Source organism: Actinomadura madurae (assembly GCF_900115095.1).
In the GTDB taxonomy this organism is placed as follows: Bacteria; Actinomycetota; Actinomycetes; order Streptosporangiales; family Streptosporangiaceae; genus Spirillospora; species Spirillospora madurae.
Window position 1 is genome coordinate 729280 of record NZ_FOVH01000001.1, and the last position, 16218, is coordinate 745497.

A 16218-nucleotide genomic window follows, 5' to 3' on the forward strand; every position below is an offset into this window, starting at 1 on the left:
GGCCGCGCTGCGGCTGCTCACGGCCGTGAACTCCATGCCGATCCGGATGGGGGAGCGCGACCGCATCATCCGGGCGCTCGACGTCATCGCCACCACCGAGTGGACGCGGGTCCTGACGCGGCTGCCGCCGGAGCAGGTCGACTCGCTGCGCCGGGCAGGACCGTCCTACACGCCGTACGAGCTCACCCATGTGACCGCCGTCGCGAGAGAGGCCGCCCGCGTCTACGGCCATGAGCACACGGGCATCTCCCATCTCGCGGTCGCCCTGGCCCTGACGTCCGGCCTGGGCGGCGCCGCGGTACAGGAGATCGCGGCGGCGTTCGGGCTGGGGACACTGGAGGATCCCGGGGAGATCCTGAACCAGCACCTGCTCCGCCTCGAAGGGGAGATCCAGGACGAGGAGGACGGGGACGAGCTGCCGGGGATCTACCGCATCTCGCGGGGGAAGCGGATCTTCCGGATCGGCACGCGCGTCCACCTCCTGCTCCGTTTCGGTGCCGCGGGGGTGCTGCTCGCGACGACCGGCGGACCGGCCTGGCTCCTGGCTCCGCTGGCGCTGCTGTCGTCCAGGGACTCCCGCGAACCGCGTCCGTACCTCGTCGACCCGGTAGGCCCGTTGCAGCTGCGCACCCGCTGGCCTCTGCCGGGCTGCTGGCTCGTGCTGGCATGCCTGCTGGGCGAGCCGGCGGCCGCGGCGACGTTCCTCGTGCTGCTCGTGGCGCTCCAGGCGGTCGGCGCGGGCACCGAGGCGCTGGTGGCCCGCCGCCACCGCTTCTTCGGCGAGAGACCGGACTCCATCCCGCTGGAGATCGCCTGCCTGGCCTCGGTGCCGGAGACGTTCTCCACGCGGCGCGCGTGGCGCCGGCTGGTCGTGGCGGTCGTCGCGGCGGTGCCGGTGGCCGTGCTCGCGGCGCAGGCGACGGACCTCTGGCCGCTGTACGCGCTGCCCGTCCTGCTGATCGCGGGCCGGTCGTCCGGGTTCGCGGTCGTGCCCTTGGCGGTGGCGGCGCTCCTCGGCGGCCCGCTGTGGCCGGTCCCGGCGGCCGCGGCGGCGGGGACGCTCGCCCGCGTCCTGATCATCATGACGGAGCGGCCCCCGGCGAGCCCCGTCCCGGTGCCGCGGATCCCCGGCGGAGCGGGCGGCCTGCGGGCGCTGGAGCGGCGCGTCCGCCGGACCCTGCGCGCCGGGCGGCCGGTGACCGCGGTGCGGCTGCTGGCGGAGGCGCCCGCCCCGCTTCCCCCCGTCCTCGCGGGACTGCACGGCTGGGCGCTGCTCGGTGCCGCGCAGCCGGGCGACGCCAAGGCGGCCGTGCGCGGCCTCCGCGGGGAGCTGGCGCCCGTCAAGGCCCTCGTCACCGGGCTCGCCGAGCTGGAGCTCGAGAACCTCGCCGCGGCCCGGTCCGCTCTGGAGGCGGCTCCGGCGCCACGCGGGCGGTCGGGGGCCTGGCGCGTCCTGCACGACCAGCAGGTCCTGGCGCACGGGCGGCTGCTCTGCCGCGAGGCCCCGGCCCTCAAGCTGGCGGCGGCCATCGCGCGCCGGATGCCCGCGACCGTGCGCGGTCCGGACGTGCCGGGCGTCGCGACCATGCTCCGGCTGGTCGCCGAGGCGCAGCGGCCGTCCGACCCCAAGCTGGCCTGGTACCTCGCGGCGGCGGCGTACGTCCTCATCGAGAAGGCGGAGGACGGGCGGATCCGCGAGTTCAGCCTCATCGACCCGGTGCGGGACCTCAACCTCGAGTCGCTCCGCGCGATCGCCCTGATCCAGGTCGTCGAGATGGACACGCGGGCCCCGTCCTTCGGCGACATCGTCCCGCACTCCGAACTGGACACCTCCCGGCTGCTGCTCCGGGCCAACCGGCCGATGGAGGCCGCGGCCTTCCTCAACGAGCTGGCGGACCACCATGAGGCGACCGGAGAGCGGTTGAGCGCCCTGGACCACAGGATCGAGGCGCTCGCCGTGCTGCACTGGAACCGGCACCGGGTCCGCGACCTGGAGGAGCGGCGGCTGTGGTGGCGTGCCGTCAGCGACACCATGGACCGGGCCATGGTCCAGGCCGCCGCCGGGCAGGACTGGGACACGCTGGCCGAGCTGATCGAGTCGGCGCGGCTGCAACTCGGTCCCGGGGAACACGAGGACGCGGCGGGCGCCGCGGACACGCCGGCACCGTTCATCAGGATGCGCGGTGTCTCGCGGCTGGAGGCGGCGTCCTGGTACCGGCCCGGCGAGCGGCCGCCCGTCCACGACCTGGAGGACCTCGCGGCGGCCGCGCTCGGCGCGGGGACGTGGTGGTGGAGCACCTGGTCGACCGCCGACCGCGTCTTCTGGGCCCTGGTCCCGCCCGACGGCCCGGTGACCGGCGGCGTCCTCGACCGCGGGCCCGGCACCGGCCTCGGCGGCGCGCTCGCCCGGCTCCACGACGCGCTGCCGCTGCCCCATTCCGGCGAGACCGGCGCCCAGCGCGCGGCACGGGTGCTCGACGGCCCGCTGTGCGGCCCGCCGCACGCCGAACTGGACCTGGCGCGCAGCCTCGGCCGGCTGCTGCCGCCCCGGCTGCGGGAGGAGCTGGCCGGGCCGGACGACCTCCGGCTGGCGATCGCGCCCGCGCAGGCGCTGGCCGGCGTGCCGTGGCCGCTCGTCGCCCTTCCCGACGACGACCGGGACCTCCGGCTGGTCGAGCGGTGCCGGCTCGCGATCGCGCCGCCGGCCGCGCTGCTGGCCGCGATCGCCCGGCGGGAGCGGCGTACGGACACCGCGCCGGTCGCGCTGGCCGTGCTCGACCCCGGCGGCGCGTTCGCCGCCCCGGACGCCAGGCTCGACCAGGCGGCGAGCCTGGCCGGGCTGATGCCGTCCGGCGCGACGGTGGTGTCGCAGAAGAGCGCCGTCGACGTGGACGGTTTCGCGCGCCTGCTGGAGGAGGTCCCGGCCGAGTCGAGCGCGGTCTTCGCCTGCCACACGCATCCGGGGAACGGGACGCCGCTCAGCGGAGGGCTCCTGCTCTGCCCGCCCATCGAGGGGCGGGGAACGCCGGAGATCCTCACCGCGGGCCGGCTCATCGACGGCCCCGCCGTGCGCATCCCCCGCCAGGTGCTGCTCCTGGCGTGCGAGAGCGCCGACCTGCGCCAGGCCGCGGAGGGGGAGTGGCTCGTCCTCGGACCCGCGATGCTGTGGGCCGGCGCCGACCGGCTGATCGTGACCGGCTACCCGACACCGGACGAAGGCGGTATCGACAGGGTGCTCACCAGGCATCTGCTCGCCGGCCACGACCTGGTGGACGCGCTGCGCACGGTCCAGACCGGACGGCTCGGCCGGTGGCGGGAGAGCGGCGGTGAGTCCGGCCTGCCGCTCCACTGGGCCGGCCACATGGCGATGGGCGCGTTCGGCGACACCGGGCGGCTCGTGGCCCGGCCCGCCGGCCGCGCGGAAGTCGACCGCGACCTCGTTCGGGATCTGGACGAAGCGGCCACCGGGGCCGCAGCGGCGGGGCGTCCGTCGGTCACGGCGTGGGACGTTCTCCTGGAACTCGCCGCCTACGGTTTCGAGGACGCCCTGCCGCTGGTGCGGAGGCTGGTCGTCCGGACGCTCACGGTCCTCTGCTTCCTCGCCCGCCTCCTGCGCCGGGTGCCGCGGCGGCCGTGGCGGCGGGCGGCCCCCGGCGGGACGGTCGACGTCGGCTCGGACGTTCTCGACCTGCTGTCCGCGGCCGCCGGGACGGCCGCGGACGCGCGCCACCGCGTCATCTGCATCGAGCATCTGCTCGTCGCCGCGCTGGCGTCGCGCGGCGCCGCGGCGGCCGTCGCCCGCGCCGCCACCGGGTGGGACGGCCGGCAGCCCGAGGTCGTCAGGGAACTGATCGACGAGAGCCAGAGCCCCTACCTCCGCACCGGCAGGCCGGAGACCTCCGCGCTGTCGCCGGCCGCGGTGACGCGCGTCTACGGGGCGCTCGGCGTCCGCGAACCCGAGCCGGAGCGTCAGGACGCTTGAATGCCCCAGGTGCCGTCGAACCGGGCGCCGGGTTCGAGGTCCACGACGCCCTCGCCGGAGGCGAAGGCGTTGGGCGGGCACGTCATCGGCTCGACGCCGAGGCCCCGGCGGGGATCGGGGGTGGTGTCGGCGGTGAAGATCATCATCCACGGGTGCGCCTCGTCCGCCCACAGCCGTACAGTCCGTTCGGCTCCGGCCAGGGTGACCCAGACGCGGCCGGCGCCGTCCCGGTTCAGCCCGGTGAACGCCGAGTCGATCCGCCGGTCGCTGAGCACCGGCCCCTTGCGCAGGTCGTACTGGGTGCCGGTGACGTCGAGGGACGGCCCGGACGGGATCATCCGCTCGTCCACTGGCTGGTACCGGTCGGCGCCGAGCGTGACCGCGCAGGCGTCGATCGGCTCGCCGACCGTGAGGTAGGGGTGGGCGCCGTGGCCGTAGGGGGCGGTCCGCGTCCCGGTGTTGCGGGCGGTCATCCGGACGCGGAGGCCCTCGGCGGCGTCCAGGGCGTACTCGGCCTCCAGATCGAGGCGGAACGGGTAGCCGGCCGTGCCGAGGAGGCGGTGGGTGAGCCGCACCCGGTCCGGCGCGTGCTCGGCGGCCGTCCACGGCGCCCAGCGGGCGAGGCCGTGGATCGCGTTGTCGCGGGCCGGTTCGGACAGGTCCAGCTGGTGCTCGGTCCCGCCGTAGGTGTAGCGGCCGCGGTCGATCCGGTTCGGCCAGGGGACCAGCAGGTGCCCGAACGCGGCCGGCGCCGGCTCGTCGGCGCCGTGCGACAGCACCAGCGGGCGCCCCTCGTGCGTCAGCTCGCGCAGGCTCGCGCCCGACTCGGTGATGACGGCCTGGTAGGGCCCGGCGCTGAGGGCGTACTGCTCCCCGGTGATCGACTCGCTCATGCCCCGGACGCTACCCCGTGCCGGGGCGGCTACGCGATCTCCGCGAGGGCGTGCAGGGCGTCGGTGAACACGCCCGCCGGCGGCTCGACGAGGCCCGCGCCGACCTGGCCCGTCCCGGCCTCCCTCCCCGCGATGCCGGTGTCGATGACGGGCAGGATCCCGGTGCGCACGACGCGGGTGACGTCCACCCCGGCGGGAGTGCCGCGGAACGACAGCAGCGGGATCTGCAGCGCCGGATGCTCGGCGAGGGTGATCTCGTACATCCGCTGGGTGGCGGCGACCGCGTCCGGCACCTCGCCGCCGACGAACCGGACGATCGCCGGCGCCGCGGCGAGCGCGAAGCCGCCCATCCCGGCCGTCTCGGTGATCGCCGAGTCGCCGATGTCGGGGTTGGCGTCGTCCGGGCCGTAGCCGCCGAGGTACAGGCCGTCCGGCACGCCGGCCGGTCCGGTGAACCAGCGGTCGCCCGTCCCCGACACCTGGACGCCGAAGTCGGTGCCGTTGCGGGCCATCGCCACGACCAGGCTGGACCCGGGGACGTCGCGGGCCGCGTCCGCGCACGCCTTCGCCGCCGCCATCCCCGCGTTCAGGAAGAAGTGGTCGTTGCCCGCCGCGAACCGCAGCACCTCGGCGGCCCGGTCGCGGGGCACGTCCTCGGCCGCCGTGAGCGCGGGCGCCAGCGCGCGCAGCAGCAGCGACGTCGCCGCCCGGTTCCGGTTGTGCAGCTCGTCGCCCATCTGCAGGGCCTGCGCGATGAGGGAGATCAGGTCCAGCGGCCCGTGCCGCCGGACGGCCGACCGCAGCGCCGGGCCGAGCACCTCGCCCATCCACGTCAGCCGCTCGATCACCTCCGGGCCGTACGCCCCGTACCGCAGGACCTTCCCGAGCCCCTCGTTGAGCGAGCAGTACGCCGTCCCGCCGTGCTCGGCGTCCTCGACCACGAACATCCACATGGACGGGCTGACGACCCCCGCCATCGGCCCCACCGCGGCGTGGTGGTGGCACGGCTCGAACGCGGCCGCGCCGCGCTCCAGCTCCCGCCGCGCGCCGAGCGGCGTCTCGGCGAGCCCTTCGAGGAGCATCGCGCCGACGAGCGCGCCGCGCATCGGCCCGGACGCCCGGTCCCAGTCCAGCGGCGGGCCCGCGTGCAGGAACGTCCCCTTCTCCAGGCCGAGCACCTCGCTCGCCGGGCGGACGTCCACCAGGTGCGGGCGCGCCGTCACCATCCGCCCGACGGCGCGCGCGTTGGCCTCGGCGTGCCCGGGCGCCCCGAGGACCGCGGCGAGCGCGGCCTCCGTCCCGGCCGGCGGCGGCCGCCAGTCGACCGCCTCCACCGGCACGGCCTGCTCCGCGAGCGCGTCCGCGAGGATCTCCACCCCCGCCGTCACCACCCGCGGATCGCGGGTCAGCAGCCCGCCCAGCCGGTGCCGCTCGTTCATCCGGACGCCCCTTCCGCCGCCTGCCCGTCCACCTTCGCCAAGGCGTGCCGGGTCGCCTGGGCGTTCGACGCGAACACGTCGGCGCCCGCGTCGCGCAGGGCGGCGGCCTGCCCGTCGCGGCCCTGCGGGTCCGCCGGCGTCCCGCACAGCGACACCACGACCGCGAGGTCCGGACGCTCCTTCACCGCCTCGGCGACCGCCGGGGCGAGCAGCGCGGCCGGGTCGGGCTCGGCGCCGTGCCCGAGCACCACGTCCAGGAGCAGCACGCCGCACGCCGGGTCGGCGGCCTCGCCCCGCAGCGCCTCCAGCCGCAGCGTCGGGTCGATCATCGGGTGCGCGCGGCCCCGCGTGTAGGCGTCGTCGCCGAAGTCGGCGAACCGGTGGCCGCGCGCCTCCAGCTGCTCCCACCCCAGCAGGTCCCGCGCGATCATCTCCGCCTCGTCGCGCAGCGTCCCGCCCGCGAACAGCCCGCGCAGCGCCCGCCCGCGCGCCCGCGCCGGGCGCCGCGACGACGTCCAGCGCGGCCACTCCGGCACGGCCCGGCCGAGCGCCGCGAGGACCTCCTCGGCCGCCCGCGTCAGGTCGTTCTCGCCGGGCACCGGCAGCGCGAACAGCACCGGCGTGTCCAGCCGCCGCGCCGCCTCCCGGATCAGGTCCAGCACCTGCGGCGCCGGCGGCTTGGACACCAGCACGATCAGCTCGGTGCCCGGGTCGGCGTCCAGCGCCGCCAGCGCGGCCAGCGCCGACCGGCCGCTCACCTCCGGCGACAGGTCCCGCCCGCCGACGCCCAGCACGTGGCTCACGCCGGCTCCCGCCGCGTCCAGCAGGCACATCAGCTGCTGCGCGCCCGTCCCGGACGCCGCGACCACGCCCACCGGCCCCGGCCGCACCGCGTTCGCGAACCCCAGGCCCGCGCCGCCGATCACCGCCGTCCCGCAGTCCGGGCCCATCACGATCAGCCCGCGCCGCGCCGCCGCCTCCTTCAGCGTGATCTCCTGGGCGAGCGGCACGTTGTCACTGAAGATCATCACGTTGAGGCCGGCGTCCAGCGCGTCCATCGCCTCCGGGAACACCTGCGGCCCCGGCACCGACAGCAGCGCCACCGTCGCCTCCGTCCGGGCCGCCGCCGACCCCGTCGTCCGGGCCGGCTCCGGCGCCCCGAGCACCCCGCCCCCGGACGGCGGGCGCGCCGCCTCGCGCAGCAGCCCGTCCAGCGCCTCCCGCGCCTCGTCCAGACCGCCGTCCTCGACCCGGATCGCCACCACCAGGTCGTCCGGCCCGGTCTCGCCCGGCACCTCGAACCCCATCCGGCCGAACATCTCGCGGTTCAGCCCGGTGCCCATCGCCACCATCGCCGCCGCGACCCCCGGCCGCTCCGACAGCAGCCGGCTCACCCGCATGAGCGTGACCGAATCGTGGTAGCGCCCCCGCCGCACCTCGACCGATTCGTTCACACGCACCTCCTGTGGGGGACGACCCCCCACACCCCCGGGTTCGCTGCGCTCATGCGTGTTTCTGGTGGGGGGACGACCCCCCACACCCCCCGGTTCGCTGCGCTCATGCTGTGACCCTTGAACCACGACGGGCAGCCGGGGCCGTGAGCGCGAGAACGGCGCGGCAACCCGTGAGGACGCCGTGCGCCAGGTCGGCGCCCGACGTGTGCCCCACCGCGAGCAGGCGGCGGACGGCCGCGGACGCCGGCTCGTGGCCCGCGACGCAGCGCAGGACCGCCGTCACCTCCGCGCCCGCGTCGCCCCCCGCCGCGCAGTGCAGCAGCGTCGCCGCCAGCGCCGTCGTGCGGGTGCCCGCGTCCGCGGTGACGGCGGCGCCGAGCCAGTCGGCCAGCCGCACCGCCGTCCCGCCGTGCCGGACCGCGTCGCCGACCAGCCGCAGCGCGACCAGCAGCCCGCACAGGATGTCGTCGCCGCTCGGCGTCAGCCCGGGGCCGAGCCCCACGATCCGCTCCGCCGCCTCGACCGCGCCCGCCAGGTCGCCCGCCGCGCAGGCCTCGGCCAGCGCCGCCGGATCGGGATGCCCCGCGAGCCCACCGCCCGCCGTCCCCGCGGCGGTGAGCGCCCCCGCGGCGGCCAGCTCCCCCTCCAGCGCCCGCACCCCGCGCGCCAGCGCCGCCGGCTGCATCGCGCCGAGCGCCGGCGACGGGTCCCACCAGCGGCGGATCCGCACGTTCAGGCCGTCCGCCTCCACCCGGCCGTCCCCGACGAACGCGTCCCCGCCCTCGCGGACGGACCGGAACGGATGGTCGCGGCGGGTGGCGACGATCACCACCGCGTTCGGCAGCCGGCCGGCGTCGGAGGTGACGACGGCGAGCACGCGCGGCTCGGGCCCGCCCCGCATCTCCAGGTACAGCGCCGCCGGGAAGACGGCGATGACGCGGGCCGCGCGGCGCGGCGGGTCCAGCAGCGGCCGCAGCGCGAGGCTCGCGGCGCCCGCGGTGGGCGGGCGCCGGCCCGGCCGGGCCGCGAGCCGGACCGGGTCGCGGACGAGTGCGGTCACTGATCCTCCCGAGGCCGGTGTCGGCGGCCGCCCGGCGCGCGGGCGGCCCGGCCTCCGCGACGACGGTAGAACGGCCCTCGCATGGGACGTATGGATAAAGCTGCCAAGGATGGTTGTCATCGTTCGTCTTTGTTGTCAGTGTTGATCAGGAACAGGTAGCGATCTCGCCGTAACGGGCGATGTACGCTCCAAAAGGCGAGGTGACCCCTGGCATGAGTTACACCAGCGCGGACCCGGGCCCACCGGCCCTCCGGCTCGCGAGTACCGGAACCCTGACCTATGGCCTGTCGGTCGGCGAGGTCCTCGGCGTCAGCACCCTGAACGGCGCCCGCCTCATCGCCGGACGGTCCGGCCTCGAACGCGTCGTCCAGCGGCTCAACGTGATGGAGGTCCCCGACATCCTGTCGTGGGTCAAACCGAACGAGCTGCTCCTCACCACCGGCTACCCCCTCCGCAACACCCCCCAGTCGCTCGACAACCTGGTCGCCGACCTGGACGAGCGCGGCCTCGCGGCCCTGGCCATCAAACTGGGCCGCTACCTGGACTCGCTCCCCGCCGAGATGATCGCGCAGGCCGACCGCCGCGGCTTCCCGCTGATCCTGCTCCCCAACGACGTCGGCTTCGACGACATCCTGAACCAGGTCCTCACCGACATCCTGAACCGGCAGGCGGCCGTCCTCGCCCGCACCGAGGAGGTGCACCGGGCGCTCGTGCAGATCGTGCTGTGCGGCGGCGGCCTCCAGGAGGTCGTGGACGAGGTCGCGTCCCTGCTGGACGTGGCGGTCGTGGTGCTGGACGGCGAGCAGCGGGTGCTCGCCGGCGCCGGGCCGGAGGAGCACGTCCAGGCGATGCGCGCGTTCGACGCCGGCCGGCACGCGGCGTGCGGGCGCGGCGGCTGCGGCATCATCGGCGCGCACGGCACCGGCGACCACCTGGTCGTGCCGGTCATGGCGGGCGGATTCGACCACGGCCGCATCGTCGCGTTCAGCCCCGGCGGCACGCTGCGCGGCACCGACCTCGGCATCCTGGAGCGCGCCGCGACCGTCGCGGCGCTCGTGGTGACCAAGCAGCAGGCCGTCGCCGCGGTGGAGAGCAAGTACCGCGCCGACTTCCTGCGCGACGTCCTCGCGGGCCGCGCCGGCGAGGACGACCGGGTCATCGCGCACTGCGGCGGGTTCGGCTGGGACCTGGACCGCCCGGTGATGGTCGTCGTCGCCGAGCTCGACGGCCGGCCGCGCGGCGCCGCCGCCCCCGAGCCCGACGGGAAGGCGCGCGGCAAGGCGGCCGAGCCGGACGGCGGCGCGCGCGGCGTCCGCGGCGTCGAGGAGCGGACCGCGCAGGAGCGGCTCGCCGCCGCGTGGACGACGGCCGTCCGCCGGCACGACCGCGGCGCGGCCGTCGCGAGCTTCGCGCACGAGGTCGTCGCGGTCGTCGGCGCCGACGGGGACGACCCCGCCGAGCTGACCACGGGACCGGTCCAGGCGATGGTCAAGGAGGCGTCGTCGATCTTCGCCGAGCACCTGCCGGTGCGTCGGACGTTCTCCACCGGCATCAGCCGGACGGTGACGTCCCCGGCCGACCTGCCGGAGGCGTACGAGCAGGCGGTGAAGGCCGTCCGGGTCGGGCGCCAGCTGAACGGCGCGGGCGCGCGGGCGCACTTCGACCAGCTCGGCGTGTACCGGCTGCTGAGCCTCGTCTCCGACCCGGACGAGCTGCACGCGTTCGTCCGGGAGACGCTCGGCGACCTGGCCACCGACGACGAGCCCGAGCTGGTCGACCTGCGCCGCACGCTGCAGGTGCTGCTGGAGACCAACCTCAACGTCGCCGAGACCGCACGCCGGCTCCACTTCCACTACAACACGCTGCGGTACCGCATCGGGAAGCTGGAGCGGATGCTCGGGGCGTTCACCGAGGACGCGCATCTCCGGCTCAACCTCACCCTCGCCCTGCACGTGCTGCGCATGCGCGGTATCTGAGAGTAGTCTCATCGCCGGGGTGATATCCGGATGACGCGCCGGCGCACCGGCCCGTCCTCCCAATCCTGGGCCCGGGCTTTGGCAGATGTCGCCGATGCCCGCCCATCGGGGTAGATCTACCTTGCCCGCATGAACGCGGTCGGCCGAGCAGGAGGACCCCGATGGTGACCGGCTGGAAGCTGCACGGCGACGGACGCACGCCGCCGCCCGGGGAGGTCGTGAGGCCGGACGAGCGGCTGTCGTGGCCGCGCACCGCGGGCATCGGCGCCCAGCACGTGGTGGCGATGTTCGGGGCGACGTTCGTGTTCCCCGTCGTGATGGGCCTGGACCCGAACCTCGCGATCATGATGTCCGGGGTCGCGACGATCCTGTTCCTGCTGATCGTGGGCGGCCGGGTGCCGAGCTACCTCGGCACGAGCGCCTCGTTCGTCGGCGCGGTCGCGGCGATCCGCGCGGCGGGCGGCGACAGCGCGACCGTGACCGGGGCGATCCTCGTCTCCGGCCTGGTCCTCGCCGCGGTCGGCGTCCTGATCCACTTCGTGGGCGGGGACCTCATCCACCGGGTGTTCCCGCCGGTCGTGACCGGCGCCGTGGTGATGCTGATCGGATTCAACCTGGCCCCGGTGGTCGCCACGGTCTACTGGCCGCAGGACCAGTGGGTCGCGCTGGCGACGCTGGGCTTCGCGGTGCTGTGCGCGGTGCTGCTGCGCGGCTTCTGGGCGCGCATCACGATCCTGCTGGCGCTGGTGTTCGGCTTCGCGCTCTCCTGGGTCCTCGACCAGACCTCCGGCAAGATCACCTCGGTGCTGCCGGGGCAGAACCTGCTGGACGGGACGGGCAGGGCGTGCACCGCCGAGGGCCCGTACTGCGTCGCCACCGCGTTCCCGCACGACCGGGTCGACTTCACCAGCGTGAAGGCCGCCGACTGGTTCGGCTTCCCGAGCCTGCACTCGCCCGACTTCAAGACCTCGGCGGTCCTGCTGGCGCTGCCCGCCGTCATCGCGCTGATCGCCGAGAACACCGGGCACGTCAAGGCCGTCGCGGCGATGACGCGCGACGACCTGGACCCCGTCCTCGGCCGGGCCATCGCCGCGGACGGCGTCGGCACCGCCCTCGCCACCTCCGTCGGCGGCTCGCCCACCACCACCTACGCCGAGAACATCGGCGTCATGGCCGCGACCCGGATCTACTCGACGGCCGCCTACTACTTCGCCGCGCTCGTGGCGGTCCTGTTCGGGCTGTGCCCGAAGTTCGGCGCGCTCGTCGCCGTGACCCCGGGCGGCGTGCTCGGCGGCATCACCGTCGTCCTCTACGGCATGATCGGCCTGCTCGGCGCGAAGATCTGGGTCGAGAACCGCGTCGACTTCGGCGACCCGGTCAACCTCGTCCCGGTGGCGGCGGCGGTCATCCTGGCGATCGGGAACGTGACACTGCAGATCACCGACGACTTCCCGCTGCAGGGCATCGCGCTCGGCACCATCGCCGTCCTGCTCGGCTACCACGTCCTGAACGCGCTGCGCGGACCGGACGACTCGGGCGGCGGCATCATCGCGCCGTCGGAGACGGAGATCGGCGGCCCGACCCGGTGAAGCCGCCCCCGTTCGGCTACCACGCGCCCGCCACCCTCGCCGAGGCGCTGGACGCGCTGGCCGCCGCGCCGGGCGGCAAGGTCCTCGCGGGCGGCCAGAGCCTCATCCCGCTGCTCAACATGCGGCTCGCGGCGCCGTCCGACCTGGTCGACATCAACCGCGTCGCCGACCTCGACACCGTCCACGTCGGGGACGGCGGCGTGCGGGTCGGCGCGCTCGCCCGGCACGCCCGGGTGGAGCGCTCCGCGGAGGCCGCCGCCGTCCAGCCGCTCCTCGGGCAGGCGCTCCGGCACGTCGCGCACCCGGTGATCCGGAACCGGGGGACGGTCGTCGGCAGCCTCGCGCACGCCGACCCGGCCGCCGAGCTGCCCGCCGTGCTCGCCGTCCTCGGCGGGACGGTCGAGGCCGTGTCGGCGCGGGGGCGCCGCACGATCCCGGCCGCCGCGTTCTTCCGCGGCCCGCTGGAGTCGGCGCTCGAACCGGGCGAGCTGGCCGTGGCCGCGTTCTTCCCGGCCGCGCCGCCCCGCACCGGCACCGCGTTCGCCGAGACGGCCCGGCGGCACGGCGACTACGCGCTGTCCGGCGTCGCCGCCGTCGTCGGCCTGGACGAGGACCTGCGGGTCCGCGAGGCCCGCGCCGGCTACCTCGGCATCGCCGCGACGCCGCTCGTGCTCGACCTGGCCGGCGCCGCGGGGCCGGGCGGCGACTGGGCGGCCGCCGCCGCCCACGTCCGGGAGCGGATCGACCCGGAGCCCGACATCCACGCGGGCGCCGCGTACCGGCGGCACCTGACCGGCGTGCTCACCGAGCGCGCCCTGAGCGCGGCGGCCGCCGAGGCGCTGCGGAAGGCGGGGGACTGATGGAGGAGGGCTTCGAGGTCGCGCTGACCGTCAACGGGACGCACCGCGCCGCACGGGTCCCGGCGCGGCGGCTGCTGTCGGACCTGCTCCGGCACGACCTCGGGCTCACCGGCACGCACGTCGGCTGCGAGCACGGAGTCTGCGGCTGCTGCACCGTCCTGCTCGACGGGGAGCCGGTGCGGTCGTGCCTGATGTTCGCCGTCACCGCGTCCGGCCACGAGGTCACCACCGTGGAGGGGCTCGCGGCCCCGGACGGGACGCCGTCGCCGGTGCAGCGGGCCTTCCGCGAATGCCACGGCCTGCAGTGCGGCTTCTGCACGCCCGGGTTCCTCTGCACGGTCACGGCGCTGCTGCGGGAGACCCCGCGTCCGACCGACGACCAGGTCCTTGAGGGGATCTCGGGGAACCTGTGCCGCTGCACCGGTTACCAGAACATCGTCAAGTCGGTGCACCGCGCCGCCGACCTGCTCGACGAGTCCGGGGGAGGCGAGGGGGCGCCCCCTCGCCGGGAGACTGCTGAGGAGTCGTGATGGGCACCCGCGTGTTCGGCGAACCGGTCAGGCGCCGCGAGGACGGCAGGCTCCTCACCGGCCGCGGCCGGTACCTGGACGACCTCGGGCAGGACGCCCTGGCCGCGGCCTTCGTGCGGTCGCCGCACGCGCACGCCCGGATCGCCGACATCGACGTGTCGGAGGCGCTGGACGTCGACGGCCTCGTCGCCATCTACACCTGGGAGGACCTGCCCGGGCGGGTCGGGGAGCCGCTGCCGCTGCTCATCCCGCATCCGTCGCTGACCCACGGCCGCACCGGGTATCCGCTGGCCCGCGACGTCGTCCGGCACGTCGGCGAGCCCGTCGCGATGGTCGTCGCCCGCGACCGGTACCTGGCCGAGGACGCCGCCGAGCGCGTCCGCGTGGAGTACGAGCCGCTGCCCGCCGTCGTCGGCATCGAGGCGGCCGAGCGGGCGGAGCATCTCGTCCACGGCGACGTGCCCGGCAATGTGGGGGCCGTCCTCGTCCAGGAGACCGGCGACGCCGGCGCCGCGATCGATGCCGCGCCGCACGTGCTGGAGTTCGGCCTGGCGATCGAGCGCAGCGCGTCCATGCCGCTGGAGGGGCGCGGCGTCTACGCGCGGTGGGACGCCGACGACGGGTCGCTGCGCGTGTACTCCTCCACGCAGGCGTCCACGAGCGTGCGGGCGGCGATCGCCGCGCGGCTCGGGCTGCCGAACGGCAAGGTCGAGGTGATCGCGCCGGACGTCGGCGGCGGGTTCGGCGTGAAGATCGTGCACCCGTGGCCGGAGGAGGTGCTCGTCCCCTGGGCGGCGCGGCTGCTGGACCGCGAGCTGAAGTGGACCGAGGACCGCCGCGAGCACTTCGTGTCGGCCGCGCACGAGCGCGGCCAGCTGCAGCGGGTGCGGGTCGGGTTCGACGACGAGGGCCGCGTCCTCGGCCTGGACGTGCGGATCCTGCACGACCACGGCGCCTACACCCCGTACGGGATCATCATCCCGATCGTCACGTCCACCCAGCTCCTCGGCCCGTACAAGATCGGCGCGTACCGGGCGGAGGTCGTCAGCCTCTACACCAACACCCTGATCGTCACCCCGTACCGGGGCGCGGGCCGCCCGCAGGGCGTGTTCTGCATGGAGCGGACGATGGACCGCATCGCCCGCCACCTCGGCCTCGACCGCGCGGACGTGCGCGCAGCGAACTTCATCCGGCCCGAGGAGTTCCCCTACGACCAGGGCCTGACGTTCCAGGACGGCCGCCCGCTGATCTACGACTCGGGCGACTACCCCGAGCTGCTCCGCAAGGCGCGAGACCTGATCGGCTGGGACGGCTTCGCGGCCGAGCGCGCCGCCGCCGCGGCCCGGGGCCGCCGGCTCGGCATCGGCCTCGGCGTCTACGTGGAGGGGACGGGCGTCGGGCCGTACGAGGGCGGCCACGTCGAGGTCGACACCGCCGGGCGGGTGCACGTGTCGACCGGGCTGACCTCGCAGGGCCAGGGGCACGAGACGGTGTTCGCGCAGATCGCCGCGGCGGAGCTCGGCGTCCCGATCGAGGACGTGCGGGTGACGACGGGCGACACGCGCCGGTTCGGGTACGCGGTCGGGACGTTCGCGTCCCGCGCCGCCGTGATGAGCGGCAACGCGATCGCGCTGGCCGCCCGGAAGGTGCGCGCCAAGGCGCTGCGCATCGCGGGCGAGGCCCTGGAGGCCGACCCGGACGACCTGGACATCACCGACGGTGTCGTGCACGTCCGCGGCGACCCGTCGGCGGCCGTCCCGCTGCGGACGGTCGCGGTGCTGTCGAACCCGCTGCGGTACGCGTTCGACGAGGAGGCCGCGGCGGCGACGCAGTTCGCGGTGGGCCGCCCGGTCACCGAGCCGCCGGTCGCGGAGGGGGACGAGCCCGGCCTGGAGGGACGCGACTACTACTCGCCGGTGCGGTCGACCTTCGCGGCCGGCGCGCACGCCGCGATCGTGGAGGTCGACCCGGACACCGCGGAGATCGCGGTCCTGCGGTACGCGGTCGTGCACGACTGCGGGCGGCTCATCAACCCGATGGTGGTGGAGGGGCAGATCCACGGCGGCGTGGCGCAGGGCATCGGCGGCGCGCTGTACGAGCGGATGGCCTACGACGAGTCGGGGCAGCTGCTGAACGCGTCCTTCATGGACTTCCTGATGCCGTACGCGACGGAGATCCCGCGCATCGAGACCGACCATCTGGAGACGCCGTCGCCGCTGAACCCGCTCGGCATCAAGGGCGCGGGGGAGGCGGGGGTCATCCCGGTGTCGGCCGTGATCGCGTCGGCGGTCGAGGACGCGGAGGGCGTCCGCGTGGACGCGATGCCGCTCTCCCCGGACGCCCTCTACACGCTCAGGGAACGGGCCGCGAGCGACCCGTCCCTGCGCGTCCGGGAGGGCGTGCGGGCCGGCTGACCGCGGCGGCCCGGACGGATG

10 protein-coding genes are annotated in these 16218 nt (G+C 75.7%); 6 read left to right on the forward strand and 4 right to left on the reverse strand.

All coding sequences use genetic code 11. The features are described from left to right. Nucleotides 1–34 precede the first annotated feature (34 nt). On the forward strand, nt 35–3982 hold the full coding sequence (locus BM339_RS03495) for a CHAT domain-containing protein (RefSeq protein WP_143118266.1): 3948 nt from the start codon (nt 35–37) through the stop codon (nt 3980–3982). Here the strand turns inward: BM339_RS03495 and BM339_RS03500 are convergent. The 4 genes from BM339_RS03500 to BM339_RS03515 all read right to left on the reverse strand — a co-directional run bounded on the left by BM339_RS03500 (nt 3970) and on the right by BM339_RS03515 (nt 8828). After that, the gene (locus tag BM339_RS03500) at nt 3970–4875 is read right to left on the reverse strand and encodes an aldose 1-epimerase family protein (RefSeq protein ID WP_075019858.1); all 906 of its coding nucleotides are present in this window, start codon (nt 4873–4875) and stop codon (nt 3970–3972) included. The two genes, BM339_RS03495 and BM339_RS03500, sit on opposite strands and share 13 nt — an antisense overlap. 29 nt (nt 4876–4904) lie before the next feature. Continuing rightward, nucleotides 4905–6314: a YlbE family protein gene (locus tag BM339_RS03505; RefSeq protein WP_075019859.1), complete on the reverse strand. Its 1410-nt coding sequence runs from the start codon at nt 6312–6314 to the stop codon at nt 4905–4907. Then, a complete protein-coding gene (locus tag BM339_RS03510; protein WP_075019860.1) occupies nt 6311–7768 on the reverse strand; it encodes an FdrA family protein in 1458 nt (485 codons plus the stop codon). The genes BM339_RS03505 and BM339_RS03510 overlap by 4 nt, the downstream gene beginning before the upstream one ends. Before the next feature lie 103 nt (nt 7769–7871). After that, nucleotides 7872–8828 (reverse strand): oxamate carbamoyltransferase subunit AllH family protein, encoded by a 957-nt coding sequence (locus BM339_RS03515; protein WP_075019861.1) that lies wholly within the window; start codon nt 8826–8828, stop codon nt 7872–7874. 212 nt (nt 8829–9040) lie between these two features. On the opposite strand from BM339_RS03515, the gene BM339_RS03520 reads away from it, so the two are divergent. The 5 genes from BM339_RS03520 to cutA all read left to right on the forward strand — a co-directional run bounded on the left by BM339_RS03520 (nt 9041) and on the right by cutA (nt 16197). Continuing rightward, on the forward strand, nt 9041–10804 hold the full coding sequence (locus BM339_RS03520; RefSeq protein ID WP_075019862.1) for a PucR family transcriptional regulator: 1764 nt from the start codon (nt 9041–9043) through the stop codon (nt 10802–10804). Between the two features lie 161 nt (nt 10805–10965). After that, nucleotides 10966–12393 carry a uracil-xanthine permease family protein gene (locus BM339_RS03525; RefSeq protein WP_075019863.1) on the forward strand — a complete coding sequence of 476 codons (1428 nt, stop codon included), beginning with the start codon at nt 10966–10968 and terminating at the stop codon, nt 12391–12393. Then, complete coding sequence (locus BM339_RS03530) at nt 12390–13253, forward strand: FAD binding domain-containing protein (protein WP_021598897.1); 864 nt, start codon at nt 12390–12392, stop codon at nt 13251–13253. The genes BM339_RS03525 and BM339_RS03530 overlap by 4 nt, the downstream gene beginning before the upstream one ends. Further along, on the forward strand, nt 13253–13783 hold the full coding sequence (locus tag BM339_RS03535; protein WP_075019864.1) for a (2Fe-2S)-binding protein: 531 nt from the start codon (nt 13253–13255) through the stop codon (nt 13781–13783). Before BM339_RS03530 ends, BM339_RS03535 begins: the two co-directional genes overlap by 1 nt. After that, nucleotides 13783–16197: an aerobic carbon-monoxide dehydrogenase large subunit gene (cutA, locus tag BM339_RS03540; protein WP_075019865.1), complete on the forward strand. Its 2415-nt coding sequence runs from the start codon at nt 13783–13785 to the stop codon at nt 16195–16197. Before BM339_RS03535 ends, cutA begins: the two co-directional genes overlap by 1 nt. The last annotated feature ends 21 nt before the right edge of the window (nt 16198–16218 follow it).